Origin of the sequence: Campylobacter sp. CCUG 57310, assembly GCF_013201975.1 — a bacterium.
GTDB classification, from domain to species: domain Bacteria; phylum Campylobacterota; class Campylobacteria; order Campylobacterales; family Campylobacteraceae; genus Campylobacter_A; species Campylobacter_A canis.
Window position 1 is genome coordinate 1,499,905 of record NZ_CP053845.1, and the last position, 14,711, is coordinate 1,514,615.

A 14,711-nucleotide genomic window follows, 5' to 3' on the forward strand; every position below is an offset into this window, starting at 1 on the left:
TTATCCTTTTATCAAATTCTCTAAACTATACGCTCCGTCAAGTAGTATCTGCTCGTCCCAAGCCCTGCCTATAAGCTGAGCCGAGACATTTAGTCCGTCACTTGTCTTTGCAACAGGCACTGATATCGCAGGAAGGCCTGCTAGATTTACGCTAATGGTATAAATGTCTGCAAGGTATGCTTTAAGCGGGTCTGCAAGCTCTCCGAATTTTGGAGCCACGGTAGGTGCTACAGGCATTAGCATGAGATCGCATTCGCTTAAAATTTTCTCATATCTTGCTTTCGTGTATGCGCGCGCCTTTTGAGCCTTGATGTAGTAAGCGTCGTAATATCCGCTACTAAGCACAAAGGTTCCTAGCAAAATTCTTCTTTTTACCTCATCGCCAAAGCCCTCGGAGCGAGAATTAATGTAAAGTTCTTTTAAATTTTTAGCCTCTGCGCGTCTGCCGTATCTTATACCGTCAAATCTGCTTAAATTTGCGCTCGCTTCGGCGGTTCCGATGATATAATATGTCGCTATATCGCATTTTGAGTTTTCCAAATTTTTATAAATTATCTTGTGCCCGGCTGATTTTAGGATGTCAATTGCTTTTAAAAGCTCTTTTTTAGTCTCTTCGCTGGCTTCATTTACGTAGTTTTCTATAACGCAAATAGTTAGCTTTCGCTCGCCGTTTAAATTTTGGCTTACTTTTTTATATTCGATATTTGCACTTGTGCTGTCTTTTTCGTCATGTCCAGCGATGATATCATAAAGTATCGCTGCGTCTTCTACGTTTTGAGTTATGGGACCAATTTGATCTAAACTACTTGAGTAAGCCCCAAGACCGTATCTGCTTACGCGTCCGTAAGTTGGTTTAAAGCCGACACATCCACAAAATGCCGCAGGCTGACGCACGCTACCGCCGGTATCGCTACCAAGTGCGGCTATGGCTATACCACCGCCTACCGCAGCCGCAGAGCCGCCGCTACTTCCGCCTGCAACGCAAGCGTGATTTAGCGGATTTAAGGTTTTGCCGTATATCGAGCTCTCAGTAGTGTTTCCCATCGCGAATTCGTCCATATTGGTCCTGCCAAAAGGCGCTAAATTCGCTTCTAAAAGCTTTTCTATGACGGTTGCGTTGTAAGGCGCTACGTAGCCTTCTAAAATTTTAGAGCATGATGTTATGCTCCAGTCTTTTACTTGGATATTGTCCTTGATCGCTATAGGAATGCCTTCTCCAAGCTTTGATATCGGTAAATTCGCAAGCTGCTCCACATAAGCTCCAAGCTTTTTCTCGGACGCAATCTTTGCTTCAAGCTCGCTTCTTAGTGATCTTATCTCCTCTTTTGAGAGCTTTAAAGCCTCTTTTAAAGTTGTCATCTGTTTTCCTTAAATTTATTTACTAAAACTATCCCGATGCCGACTACGCATAAAATAGTAGCGATGGTGATTACGATGATGCTAAAGCTGATCGGCTCAGAGAGCATTTTTTAGCACCCTTTCACATCTTGGGCAAGTTTCGCCGTCATGTTTAGCGGTAAATTTCCAACACCTCGGACACTTAAATTTGCTTGACATTACAAGCTTAAATTTATCATGCCCGACTTCAAATTCAGCCAGACTGTCCTTGCCGTCAAGACTCTCTATCTCGCTTACCATATACCAATCCGTTATCTCGTCCAAATCTTCGCTTAAGATAGAATTCGAGCTGGTTTGAAGCACTAGCTCAAGGGTTGATTTTATCTTTTTATCTTTTTTAAGCACGTCTATAAGCTCAAAGAATTTCTCCCTACTTTGAACCAAAAGCTCGTCATCCACTTCAAATTCAAACTCAATCGGCGCATACTCAAGATCAAATGCGTCTTTGGCTCCGTTCTTGATAATCTCAGGCGCATAGTCCATAACCTCATCGACCGTATACGTAAGTGTCGGCGCAATGAGCGGCAAAAGAGCTCTTGTGATGATAGCCATAACGCTTTGAGCCGATCTTCTGCGATCATCATCGCTACCGTCGCAATACAGCCTGTCTTTGCTGATATCAAGATAAATTCCGCTCAAATCCGCACTTAAAAAATTCATAAGCAGGCTAAAGCCCTTTGAGAAATCATAATTTCTAAATGCCGCTTCAGCTTCGCTAAAAGCTCTTCTGGCACGGCTTAGTATCCATTTATCAAGGATATTGAAATTTGAGGTTTGCAAATCCTGCAAGTCATTTACGTTTGCAAGCAAAAATCTTATCGTATTTCTTATCTTACGATACTGCTCGCTAACTTGTTTTAGGATATTGTCGCTGATTTTTAAATCGCTTGAATAATCGCTCAGCGCAACCCAAAGGCGTAAAATTTCAACGCCGTAAGTTTTGATGACATCTTGAGGTGCTACGACGTTACCCTTGCTCTTACTCATCTTTTGTCCGTTTTCATCAACGGTAAAGCCGTGAGTTAAAACACTTCTATAAGGAGCTTTGCCTTCGGCTGCACAGCTTAAAAGAAGCGAGCTTTGAAACCACCCTCTATGCTGGTCGCTACCCTCTAAATACATATCCGCCTGATAACCGCCCGCATCATAATCGCCACTCTTTAAAACCGCAGACCAAGTGCTGCCGCTATCAAACCAAACATCAAGGATGTCGGTTACTTTTTCTAATTTTTGCGGGTCATATTTGGAATTTGGCACTAAAAGCTCTTTAATTTCCATATCCCACCAAGCGTCAGCTCCCTTTTCTTCAAAAATTTTGGCTACAAATTCCAAAACCTCATCGTCAAATATCGGTTCTTTCGTCTCTTTATCCCTAAAAAACGCGATTGGCACACCCCAATCCCTTTGGCGAGAGATACACCAGTCAGGGCGATTGGCAACCATGAGCCCTATCCTTCTTGCACCGCTTGCAGGATAAAATTTCACCTTTTCTATCTCGCTTAAAGCAACCTCTCTTAGAGTTTTTCCATCTATCTTTGGCTCGTCCATAGCGATAAACCACTGCTTTGTAGCGCGGTAGATAACAGGCTTATGGGTTCTCCAGCAAAACGGATAAGAGTGGGTAAATTTACTAACTTTAAGCAGATCTTTGCCCAAAATTTCTAAAATTCTCTCGTTAGCCTTAAATATATGCATACCGACAAGCTCATCCACTACGTCCGCGCGGAAAAGCTTCTTAGTTCTAAGTGTAGAGTCGTAAAGTCCGCCCTCATCTACCGGCATGATAACCTCGATGCCGTATTTTAAGCTTATGTGATAGTCATCCTCACCGTGTCCGGGAGCCGTATGCACAAGACCCGTTCCTCCGTCCATAGTAACGTGCTCGCCAAGGATAAATTTAGACTCGCGGTCGTTTAGAGGATTTATCGCATGTAGTTTTTCAAGCTCTGTGGCTTTAAATTCCTTAACGATCTCGCCTTTAGTAAGCCCTTCTTTAACAAGTTCTTCGATCATCTCTTTGGCAAATATCAAATTTTCGCTTGTGATTACGTAAATTTCATTTGGGTTTAAGCTGATGGCTTGGTTTGCAGGAAGCGTCCAAGGAGTCGTGGTCCAGATAACCGCTCGCGCTTCTTTTACGCCTAGTTTTCTAAGCGCCTCTTCGCCGAGTTTAAAGGCTACGTAGATGCTATAGTCCTCTTTGTCTTCATACTCTACCTCAGCCTCTGCAAGGGCCGATTTCGCCGCCCAACTCCAATAAACAGGCTTGCTTCGCTCTATCAAAAGTCCGCGCTTAGCTACTTTACAAAGCGTTTTGTAAATTTCAGCCTCAAATTTAAATTTCATCGTAAGATAAGGATCATCCCAGTCGCCGACTATGCCAAGCTGCTTAAATCCCTCTTTTTGGATCCTTATAAACTCTCTTGCATGCTCTCTACAAAACTCTCTGATCTGAGTTGTGCTCATCTCCTTTTTCTTCTCGCCGAGCTTTACTTCGACCTGTTGCTCTATCGGCAAGCCGTGGCAATCCCAGCCCGGAGTATATCGGATCTCTTCGCCAAAGAAATAGTGAGTCTTAGTGATGATGTCTTTGAGTGTTTTATTAAGCGCGTGTCCGATGTGCAAATTTCCGTTAGCGTAAGGGGGTCCGTCGTGAAGGTTGAAACTCTTTTTAGCCTTTTGGCGTTTAGCTTTCATCTTGGAGTAGATATTTCGCTCGCCATACCATTTTTCCAGCCGTTCAGGCTCATTTTGCGGCAGGTTGCCGCGCATAGGAAACTCCGTGCTTGGAAGCAGGAGCGTATCTTTATAATCCATACTTTTACCTTGTTTTAAATTTGCAAATTTTATCTAAGCAGTGATTAAAGGCTACTGAAAATAGAGCTTTAAGCTAAAAATTTAGTCGATTTTTTTGTGATATAATTTCAAAAATTAAGGAGGTTTTTATGAAAAATGCACTTTTAATAATCGGGAAAGATTTAAGCATAAATGCCGCTTTTTTGGGATATATTTTTAGCTTTTATAAGGCTCATTTCAAAGAGCTTGGGGAGTTTAATTTCGCCGATAAAAGCGACAAAGAGTTGCCCTTTATCATAGAAAAAATATGCCTTAAATTTGACACTCTTACGATATTTAGCTCTGATGAAACATACGCGACGGTGGCTAAAATTTTAGCCACTTTAAGCTCGGATAAGCTTGAGCTAAAAGATGAAAACACGCTTGCCTTAAGCAAGGCCGCTAAGGTTTCAAAAGATAGCTTTTTAATAAATTTAAACACAACGCAAGTAAATTTACTTAAGGCAAATCCGACTTGCGAGCTTCCTGAAATTCTCATCGAACCAAATTTAAATTTTGAGTATTTTAATCTAGTTGATATCGATAAAGAGAGTGCGAAAATCCTGCTTGAGCCGATAGCCAAAACTTACGAGGTTCAAATTCACTTCTCGGAAATCACTAAAAATTTAATAATAGTGCGCGCAGAAGCCAATAAATTCGGTCAAACAAAAGGCTTCATAGAAAGTGCGGTCAATCTATTTTCAAACAAAATAATTTTAGGCAGAAATTTCATAGAGCATATCGCTAAAATTTTGATTAAAAACGAGCTTAAAATCACATTTGCAGAGTCTTGTACCGCAGGTCTTATCGCAGCAAAATTTACAGCCACGGCAGGAGTATCTGCGGCATTTGACGGCGGACTTGTGACATATGCAAATGAGATAAAGCGCGATTGGCTTGGGGTTAGCGATGAAGTGCTTAAAACTTACGGTGCAGTTAGCGAGCAGTGCGTAAAAGCGATGTTAAGCGGTGCGCTTACATCAAGCGGAGCTGATTTTGCACTTGCGGCAAGCGGTATAGCAGGACCGGGCGGAGGAAGCGAAGAAAAGCCGGTCGGAACGGTATTTGTAGGTGCGCTTGCAAAGGACGGAAGTAGTATCATTGAAAGGCTAAATTTAAAAGGCGACAGAGGCTATATCAGAGAGCAAAGCGCTCTGCACGCTTATCTTTGCTTGCTTAAACTAAGACCAAGGCTATTTTTTAGACAAATTTAAATCGCCAAAATTTATATGAAAATATATATTTTGCTGAAATTGCAGAACTATTTTTATAAAAATAGAATTAAAAACGGCTTAGTAAAATTTTAATTTACCAAGCCGAAAGTTACAAATTTTATAAGCTCAAAAAGCTAAGGTAAAATTTCGACTAAAATAAATTCTAATTATAAGGTTCGGTTTTAAATCCCTGTCTTATAAGGCTCCCCATACCACCGTTTAAATTTATGATATTTATCTCTTCTGAATCGATCATTGAGGCTGCATTATAGCTTCTGCTACCGCTTCTGCAAATTATCGCGATAGGTTTTTTCAGATCAAATTTCTTAGTAAGTTCTTGCAAGAATCCGTCTTTATTATAAGGGTCAAAAGTAATGAGCTGTGCTCCCTTAATAACACCTGTTTGACGCCACTCCATAGGGGTTCTTATATCCACGATCTGTTCGTAGTTTTTGATATTATCAGGTGTTACATTAACGTGCTCTATTTTGGCTAATGCAAAAGAAGCCAGCAGTGATAATACAATAAGTTTTTTCATAATTTTACTCTTTTAATAAAAAATTTCGTTGTATTATCGTAAAAAACAGTAAATAAAAGATAAATTTAATCAATTCTCGTCCTTTATGATAATTAATATTATAATAAGCAATAAATGATACTATTACAAAAAAAATATCATTTTAAAGGATAAATATGAAAAAAAGTTTATTGGCACTTAGCTTGCTAGCGGGCTTCGCACTGGCCGCAGAGGTAAATATCTACTCTGCTAGACACTACGATGCAGATAATGAAATTTACAAGTTGTTTGAGCAAAAAACAGGTATCAAAGTAAATGCAACTCAAGCAAAAGCAGGAGAGCTTATTAAAAAGCTTGAAGCTGAAGGCGATACTTCTGCAGCGGATCTTTTCATCTCGGCTGATGTTGGAACGTTTTTTAACGCCAAGGAAAAAAATCTTTTACAACCTGTAAAATCAGACTATCTAGAAAAGACAATACCTTCTCAATACAGAGATAATGAAAATCAGTGGTTTGCTATCTCAAAAAGAGCAAGAATCATCGCTTACGATAAGAGAAATTTCGATCCAAGCAGTATAAAAACTTACGACGATCTTACAAAGCCCGAGCTTAAAGGCAAGCTTTTAATAAGAAGCGCAACTTCAGGATACAATAGATCCCTTCTAGCGTCAATCATAGCTAACGAAGGAATAGATGGCGCTAAAAAATGGGCTGAAGGCACGCTTAAAAACCTAGCTCGAGATCCAAAAGGCGGTGATAGGGATCAAGCCAAGGCTATCTTTGCAGGAGAGGGTCAAGTAGCCGTTATGAACACTTACTACATAGGACTTATGCTTACATCTCCAAAACCTGAAGATGTAGAAGTAGCTAAAAATTTAGGCGTGATCTTCCCAAATCAAGCGGATAGAGGAACTCACGTAAATATAAGCGGTATCGCACTTACAAAAGCATCTAAAAACAAAGAAAACGCCGTTAAATTTATGGAGTTTTTAGTTAGCCCTGAAGCTCAAAAGATATTTGCGGGCATTAACTACGAATATCCGATCAACAAAGAAGTTGAAGCAAGCGATGTGATTAAAGCTTTTGGAACATTTAAAGAAGACACAACTCCGCTATATAAAGTTGGCGAAAATATCAAAGAAGCCGTCAAAATCTACGACATGGTCGGCTGGAAATAAGTGAATATCAAATTTTGGGCGATTTTTATCGCCCTTATCATCTTAATCCCGATTTTTAGTATATTTGTTGAAATTTCCTTCGGCGATTATTCGCTGCTTGGGCACTTTTTCGAGTATCTATTTTTAAGGTATGTTCAAGGAACATTTTTTGTAGCCATCGGAGTTTTAACCCTTAGCATCATCATAGCTACGATATCTGCGTGGATAGTGGCTAACTACAAATTTCCTCTTTCAAATTTCTTTGAATATGCCCTAATGCTTCCACTTGCGGTGCCTGCTTACATATTTAGCTTTTGCTACGTAGGCATCATGGAGTATGGCGGATATTTTCATAAAATTTTTGGCGTTAGATTTGAGTTTATGAACATTTACGGCGCGATATTTGTGCTGTCAATGTCGCTTTATCCTTACATATATATGTTTGCTAAAACATCTTTTAAAACGCAATCTCAAACGATATTTGACACCTGTAAAATTTACAAATTAAGCCAGTTTCAAATTTTTTATAAAGTCGCCATCTTCATCTCTCGCCCTGCAATCATCGGAGGAGCGATGCTTGTACTCATGGAGACGCTTAGCGATTACGGAACGGTTGCGTATTACGGAGTTGAGACGTTTAGCGCGGGAATTTTCAAGCTATGGTTTGACATGGGCGATTCTTACTCGGCATCCGTTCTTGCGGCGATGCTAATGGTATTTGTCTTCATCATCATGATATTTGAGCATTTTAATAAAAACTCCAAAAGATACAGCTTCAACACCCACAACACATCAAAGCTCACCGCCAAAATCAAACTTAGCAAATTTGGCTCGGTTGCTGCATTTTTGTGGTGTTTTGCGCTATTTTGCCTTGCGTTTTTATTTCCTTTTATCTGGCTTGTTTATTGGAGCATTAAGACTATAGGCTCGTTTAAATTTGAGTTCGTGCAGATGGCTTTTAACTCGCTCTTAATGGCTAGCGTAAGTGCGGTTTTGATAACTGCGATTAGCTTCTTTTTAGTTTTTGCAACGCGCATCATAAAAGATAAGAGGCTAAATACTTTTTTACTCAAAGCAACCTCGCTTGGCTACGCGCTGCCGGGAGCCAGCATAGGGCTTTGCGTGATTATCGTATTTGGATTTATTGATAGAAATTTCAGCCTCCAGCTTCTCTCATCCAGCTTTGTCGTACTTATATTTGGCTATGTAGTGAGATTTTTGGCCACTTCGATATATGCAGTTGAGAGCGGATACTCTAAAATTCCAAGCAATATCGATGACGCAAGCTTGCTTTTAAACAGATCAAAATTTACTCTGTTTTTTAAGGTTCATTTTCCGCTTTTAAGGCATTTTTTCTTTTTATCACTGATAGTCGTTTTTATCGACATCATCAAAGAGCTTCCGCTAAGTCTTATTTTGCGTCCGTTTGACTTTGAAACGCTTAGCATAAGGGCGTTTTTTTATGCGACCGATGAGAGACTTTACGCGGCTGCATTGCCATCTTTACTGATAGTTCTACTATCGCTTGTTGCAGTGGTCTGGCTTGAAATAATATCTAGGAAAAAATCGTAATGGAAATTTTAAAAATCAAAAAATTAAATAAAAAATTCGGAAACCTGCAAATTCTAAAAGATATAGACCTGACCTTAAACGAAGGCGAAATTTTAAGCATTTTGGGAGAGAGCGGGTGTGGTAAGAGCACTCTGCTTAGGATTATTGCGAATTTGGAAAGCAAAGATAGCGGAGAGATAGAATTTTGCGATGTTTGCGGTGTTGCGATGATGTTTCAAAACTATGCGCTTTTCCCACATTTAAATGTCTATAAAAACATCGAATTTGCCCTTTTTAAAATGCCTAAAAACGAACGAGAATATCGCATAAAAGAGCTTTTGCAAAAATTTAAGATAAGCGAACTAAAAGATAAAATGTGCGATCAAATTTCAGGCGGACAGGCTCAAAGAGTCGCCTTTGCAAGAGCCGTAGCCAATAGAGAAAAGCTTTTGTTGCTTGATGAGCCGTTTGCAAATTTAGACCACAACTTAAGAAGCAGCCTTAGGCTGGAGCTAAGAGATATGATCAAGCAAAACTCCCTTAGCGCGATAATGGTGACTCACGATAAGGAAGATGCGTTTTTGCTAAGCGATAAAATAGCCCTTATAAAAAACGGCAAAATTTTAGCCATAGACACTCCTAAAAATTTATATTTTCATCCTCAAACTAGAGAAATAGCGCTTTTTCTAGGGGATATGAACTGTATAGATAAAGATATGGCGACAAATTTGCCAAGCGAATTTCAAAGCTGGCTTCAGAATAGAAACTTTATGTTTCGTCCTGAAGAGATAAAGCAGGGTAAAACTTATGAGGCGAAAATTCTAAAGGCTCAGTTTTTGGGCGCATTTTATGAGCTATTCTTAGACTTTAAAGGGATTAAATTCAAAGCTATCGTTAGCTCAAATTTAGATATCAAAGAGAATTTTAAATTTGATTTAGTTTAAATTTAAATCACAAGTTTATAAATAAAACAAAAACACTCCCATTAACTTTACTGATATACAATTCTTAAATATTAACACAAAGGATTTCGTATGAAAAATATTTTAATTTCCCTAGCAGCTATATCGATGCTTTTGCTTGCCGGTTGTTCAGACAGCAGTAAAAAAGAGGTCAAAGATAAAGTAGAAGCCACAAAAGAGATGACAGAAAAAGCGGTTGATAAAACTAAAGAGATGGCAAATGATACCAAAGAAGCGACAAAAGATATGGCGAACAAAGCTATAGATAAGAATGCCGAAATGGCAGATAAGGCTAAAGAAAAGGCTGTCGAGATGAAAGACGCTACTAAGGATATGGCTGAAAAAGCCATGGATAAAACCAAAGAAGTAGTAACAGAAACAAAAGAAAAAGCTGCCGATATGATGGATAGCGCAAAAGAAAAAACTATAAATGCAGGCGAGAAAGCAAAAGAGATGACAAAAGATGCTATAGACGCTACAAAAGAAAAAGCCTCGGAGATAAAAGATGCGACTGGCGAAAAGATGCATGATATAAAAGAAGGTGCTAAAGAGCTGGGCGAAAAAGCCATGGATAAGACAAAAGAAGGTGTCGATAAACTAAAAAATTAAACCTCGCAATTTACAAACTAAGCGATGGCGCTTGGCTGTCGCTTTTACTCTTTTTTTACTTCTTATAATATTAACAAAACAAAAATAGCTATATTAACTTTATTTATATACAATAGCCTAAATTTTAAAAAGGATTTGTAATGAGACGAATTTTAATACCTGTGTCGATATTGATGCTGATATTCTTGGGTTGTTCAGATAGCGATAAACAAGAGGCTAAGAACGCTGTTGAAAGTGCTAAAAACATTGTAAATGAAGCCATAGACAAAAGTGCCGATGTAGCAAACGAGGCTTTAAAAAAGACTGAAAATTTCAGGCAAAACGCTAAAGATATGGCCAAAGACGCTATAGACGGCGCTAAAGAAAAAGCAAATGAAATAATGGATAGCACTAAAGAAAAAATTGACAACACAAATAAAGATCCTAAGGATGATGGTATACTTAGAACTTAAATTTATGAAGGCAAGAATACTCGCCTATTTTGCAAATCTACTCAATCATTAAATCTATTAGCTGGATAAATTTATACTATTTGCTGTGATTAAAAATTTATTTATTGTCATTATAGGTATTTCATATTTTAATTACAATAAATTTTAGCACCTTACATAAAAGCCAGAAGGTGGTGTCCTCAGCGAGATTCGAACTCACGGCCTCAAAATTAGGAATTTTGCGCTCTATCCTGCTGAGCTATGAGGACAATTTTAAGAATAAAAAGTATATCAAAAAATATAAATTATATTTCATGTCAATTATATTTTTCAAATAAGTTCTTTGAACTCTTTTTATAGAAATTTCTAATTTATATATAAAAACTCAGAGTTCATTTGATTATTTATAGCAACTTTAAATACTATGATATAATTTTTGATTGTTTTAAGTAAAACTACCTTGGTTAATAAATTTAAAAAGGGCGAGAAAACCTCGCCCGAAATTTTAGCCGTTTCTCTTTTTGATAATCTCTTCGGATACGTTTTTAGGAACTTCCTCATAGTGATCAAATTCCATAGAATACGTAGCACGACCTTGTGTTTGACTTCTAAGATCCGTTGAATAGCCAAACATCTCAGCAAGTGGGCAAAATGCCGTAACAATCTTATTTCCACTTCTTTCATCCATAGAGCTAATCTGTCCTCGGCGCTTATTAAGATCGCCGATAACATCACCCATATAATCCTCAGGAGTTTCAACCTCAACCTTCATCATAGGCTCAAGGATAACAGCGCCCGCTTTTCTAGCACCTTCTTTAAAGCCCATTGAAGCGGCAAGCTTAAACGCCATCTCGGAGCTATCCACTTCATGATAACTTCCGTCAAACAACGTAACTTTAACGTCCTCTACAGGGTATCCTGCAAGAACACCGTTTTGAAGTGCCTCTTTACAACCTTTATCAACAGCAGGGATATATTCTTTAGGAACTACGCCGCCCTTAATGTCATTAACAAACTCATAGCCGCTGCCCGGCTCAAGTGGCTCAAGACGCAAGAATACGTGCCCATATTGACCACGTCCGCCTGATTGTTTAGCATATTTATACTCTTGCTCAACTGTTTTGCGAATTGTCTCACGATATGCAACTTGTGGCTGACCGACTTCTGCGTCAACTTTAAATTCGCGAAGCATACGATCAACGATAATCTCAAGGTGAAGCTCGCCCATACCAGATATAATTGTTTGACCACTCTCTTCATCTGTTCCTACTCTGAAGCTTGGATCTTCTTGTGCAAGCTTTTGAAGCGCAAGAGCCATTTTCTCTTGATCGGCTTTTGTTTTTGGCTCAACCGCAACAGAAATAACAGGCTCAGGGAAGTCCATCTTCTCAAGTATTACTTTATCTTTCTCACTTGCAAGAGTGTCTCCTGTAAGCGTATTTTTAAGACCGACTACGGCACCGATCTCGCCTGCGTGAAGGACTTTAATCTCTTCTCTTTTGTTAGAGTGCATCTTTAAAAGACGACCGATTCTTTCTTTGTTGCTTTGAACGGTATTGTAAGCATAGCTTCCGCTCTCAAGCTCACCGCGATAAACGCGTATAAAAGTAAGTTGTCCTACAAACGGGTCTGTCATAATCTTGAATGCAAGAGCCGCGAATTCACCGTTATCGGTTGATTCTACAAGAACCTCTTGACCGTCTTCATACTGACCCTTTATAGCCTCAATCTCATCAGGAGCAGGCAAATAATCGACAACAGCGTCAAGTAAAGGCTGAATTCCTTTATTTTTAAACGCAGTTCCGCAAAGCATAGGCGTCATAGTCATTCTTAAACAACCAGCTTTTATGCCTTTTTTAATCTCTTCTTCGGTTAACTCTTCACCGCTAAAGAATTTCTCCATCAGGCTATCATCTGTTTCAGAAACAGCTTCAACAAGCTTATTTCTATATTCGTTCGCTTTTTCTACTAGCTCGGTAGGAATTTCTTTTTCTACATAAGTTGTAGGCTTGCTTTCATCTTCCCAAACATATGCCTTCATTCTTACAAGATCGATAACACCTTTAAAGTTATCCTCGGCTCCTATTGGAATTTGGATAGGCACGGGGTTTGCTTTTAGCCTATTTTTAATTTGCTCTTCAACGTTAAAGAAATTTGCGCCGATTCTGTCCATTTTATTTACAAAAACTATTCTTGGAACGCCGTATTTATTAGCTTGTCTCCAAACCGTTTCAGATTGAGGTTGAACACCGCCAACCGAACAAAATACCGAAACCGCTCCGTCAAGAACGCGCATAGAACGCTCAACTTCAATAGTAAAATCAACGTGGCCCGGAGTGTCGATAAGATTTATTTGATGCTCTTTCCAATAAGCGGTAGTAGCGGCGGAGGTTATAGTGATACCTCTTTCTTTCTCTTGTTCCATCCAGTCCATAGTAGCAGCGCCGTCATGAACCTCGCCAAGCTTGTGGCTAAGTCCCGTAAAAAATAAAATTCTCTCGCTAGTAGTCGTTTTGCCCGCATCAATGTGAGCTGCAATACCGATATTTCTAACCATATGAAGTGGGGTTTTTCTGTCTGACATGAATTTTCCTTCTTACCAGCGGTAGTGAGCAAATGCCTTATTAGCCTCTGCCATTTTATAAGTATCTTCTTTCTTCTTAAAAGATGCACCTTTTGAATTTGCAGCATCAAGTAGCTCGTTAGCAAGCTTATCTATCATAGTTCTTTCGCTTCTTTTTCTTGCATAGCCGATTATCCATCTGATTGCAAGAGCTTGCTGGCGTGCAGGACGAACCTCAACAGGAACTTGATATGTAGCACCACCCACACGACGTGATTTAACTTCCATGATAGGCTTTACGTTTTCTATAGCATCGTTAAAAACATCTATGCCTTTAACTTCGCTGTTTCTCTTCTCGATAGCTTTGATAGCACCGTACATAATCTCAGTGGCTACGCTTTTTTTGCCGTCATACATAAGTGAGTTAATAAATTTAGTGATTACTTTATTTCCGTAAATCGGATCAGGTAAAACTTCCCTTGCAGGGGCTTTTCTTCTTCTCATTTGATTATTCCTTCAAATTTTTATAAATTTTACTCAAACGCAACTAAATTAAAAGCGCGTCTGCGAACCTAATTTTATTTCTTTGCTGCGCCTGCTTTAGGACGTTTAGCACCGTATTTAGAACGCGAAACCGTTCTTTTTGCAACACCGGCCGTATCAAGAGCACCGCGAACGATATGATATTTAACACCCGGTAAGTCTTTAACCCTTCCTCCGCGAACCAGCACAATGCTGTGTTCTTGTAGGTTGTGACCCTCACCGCCGATATAGCTAATAACTTCAAAGCCGCTAGTTAATCTAACCTTGGCAACTTTTCTCAAAGCAGAGTTTGGTTTTTTCGGAGTTGTAGTATAAACTCTCGTGCAAACGCCTCTTCTTTGAGGACACTCTTTTAGCGCAGGCGATTTTGATTTTACAATCACTTTCTTGCGCTCTTTTCTGACCAATTGATTTATGGTTGGCACAGTAATTCCTTTCGACTAAATTTATTAAAAAGACCTAATTATATTTAAATACAACTTAAATTAATGTAAATCCTGTATTTTTGCTGAAATTTAATCAGCCTTTAATGCGTATTTGCCGCTACCTGTAAATAAAATAGACAAAGCAAGAGTCATATAAAGATATACAATTTCGGCTTTAAATCCACCGACATTAGTAAGCTCAAACAGATTTGCAAGACCGTGAAATGAATACAAAATAGTAAGGCATGTCCCAATAAGCAAGATGCTTCCTATCCTTGAAAAAATTCCTAAAATTATCATCAAAGGAGCCAAAACCTCTCCGACATACGCAAAATAAGCCATAAATTCAGGCAAGCCTGCTTTACTAAGAATAGCCTTTACTCCGCCGATTCCGTTCATGATTTTGCTAAATCCGTGTGTCAAAACACAAATTCCAAGACCAAGTCTTGCAACAAGAATTCCTAAATCTAAATTTTTCATGTTACTCCGATTAAATTTTGATATTT

General features: G+C 38.9%; 13 protein-coding genes and 1 tRNA gene. 6 read left to right on the forward strand and 8 right to left on the reverse strand.

The window, feature by feature from the left end; genetic code table 11:
• Complete coding sequence (gene gatA, locus CORI_RS07515; protein WP_173031459.1) at nt 1-1,359, reverse strand: Asp-tRNA(Asn)/Glu-tRNA(Gln) amidotransferase subunit GatA; 1,359 nt, start codon at nt 1,357-1,359, stop codon at nt 1-3.
• Nucleotides 1,360-1,455: 96 nt separating this feature from the next.
• Nucleotides 1,456-4,215, reverse strand: a complete 2,760-nt coding sequence (gene ileS, locus CORI_RS07520) for an isoleucine--tRNA ligase (RefSeq protein WP_173031460.1) — start codon at nt 4,213-4,215, stop codon at nt 1,456-1,458.
• Nucleotides 4,216-4,343: 128 nt separating this feature from the next.
• On the opposite strand from ileS, the gene CORI_RS07525 reads away from it, so the two are divergent.
• Entirely contained in the window at nt 4,344-5,447 is a 1,104-nt protein-coding gene (locus tag CORI_RS07525; RefSeq protein WP_173031461.1) for a CinA family protein, read from the forward strand.
• Nucleotides 5,448-5,610: 163 nt separating this feature from the next.
• On the opposite strand, the gene CORI_RS07530 is transcribed toward CORI_RS07525, so the two are convergent.
• Nucleotides 5,611-5,985 carry a rhodanese-like domain-containing protein gene (locus tag CORI_RS07530; RefSeq protein ID WP_173031462.1) on the reverse strand — a complete coding sequence of 125 codons (375 nt, stop codon included), beginning with the start codon at nt 5,983-5,985 and terminating at the stop codon, nt 5,611-5,613.
• Between the two features lie 155 nt (nt 5,986-6,140).
• On the opposite strand from CORI_RS07530, the gene CORI_RS07535 reads away from it, so the two are divergent.
• The 5 genes from CORI_RS07535 (at nt 6,141) to CORI_RS07555 (ending at nt 10,695) form a co-directional block, all read left to right on the forward strand.
• A complete protein-coding gene (locus CORI_RS07535) occupies nt 6,141-7,142 on the forward strand; it encodes a Fe(3+) ABC transporter substrate-binding protein (protein WP_173031463.1) in 1,002 nt (333 codons plus the stop codon).
• Complete coding sequence (locus CORI_RS07540; RefSeq protein WP_173031464.1) at nt 7,143-8,693, forward strand: iron ABC transporter permease; 1,551 nt, start codon at nt 7,143-7,145, stop codon at nt 8,691-8,693.
• A 5-nt stretch (nt 8,694-8,698) separates the two neighbouring features.
• Nucleotides 8,699-9,616 (forward strand): ABC transporter ATP-binding protein, encoded by a 918-nt coding sequence (locus tag CORI_RS07545; RefSeq protein ID WP_367889829.1) that lies wholly within the window; start codon nt 8,699-8,701, stop codon nt 9,614-9,616.
• A 90-nt stretch (nt 9,617-9,706) separates the two neighbouring features.
• Nucleotides 9,707-10,243: a hypothetical protein gene (locus tag CORI_RS07550; RefSeq protein WP_173031466.1), complete on the forward strand. Its 537-nt coding sequence runs from the start codon at nt 9,707-9,709 to the stop codon at nt 10,241-10,243.
• A gap of 140 nt (nt 10,244-10,383) precedes the next feature.
• A complete protein-coding gene (locus CORI_RS07555) occupies nt 10,384-10,695 on the forward strand; it encodes a hypothetical protein (RefSeq protein ID WP_173031467.1) in 312 nt (103 codons plus the stop codon).
• A gap of 171 nt (nt 10,696-10,866) precedes the next feature.
• Here the strand turns inward: CORI_RS07555 and CORI_RS07560 are convergent.
• The 5 genes from CORI_RS07560 to CORI_RS07580 form a co-directional block, all read right to left on the reverse strand.
• Nucleotides 10,867-10,943, reverse strand: a tRNA-Arg gene (locus CORI_RS07560).
• Between the two features lie 236 nt (nt 10,944-11,179).
• The gene (gene fusA / locus CORI_RS07565) at nt 11,180-13,258 is read right to left on the reverse strand and encodes an elongation factor G (protein ID WP_173031468.1); all 2,079 of its coding nucleotides are present in this window, start codon (nt 13,256-13,258) and stop codon (nt 11,180-11,182) included.
• 12 nt (nt 13,259-13,270) lie between these two features.
• Nucleotides 13,271-13,741, reverse strand: a complete 471-nt coding sequence (gene rpsG / locus CORI_RS07570) for a 30S ribosomal protein S7 (RefSeq protein ID WP_173031469.1) — start codon at nt 13,739-13,741, stop codon at nt 13,271-13,273.
• A 74-nt stretch (nt 13,742-13,815) separates the two neighbouring features.
• The gene (gene rpsL, locus CORI_RS07575) at nt 13,816-14,205 is read right to left on the reverse strand and encodes a 30S ribosomal protein S12 (protein WP_169940604.1); all 390 of its coding nucleotides are present in this window, start codon (nt 14,203-14,205) and stop codon (nt 13,816-13,818) included.
• A gap of 90 nt (nt 14,206-14,295) precedes the next feature.
• Nucleotides 14,296-14,685: a DoxX family protein gene (locus tag CORI_RS07580; protein WP_169940606.1), complete on the reverse strand. Its 390-nt coding sequence runs from the start codon at nt 14,683-14,685 to the stop codon at nt 14,296-14,298.
• Between the last annotated feature and the right edge of the window lie 26 nt (nt 14,686-14,711).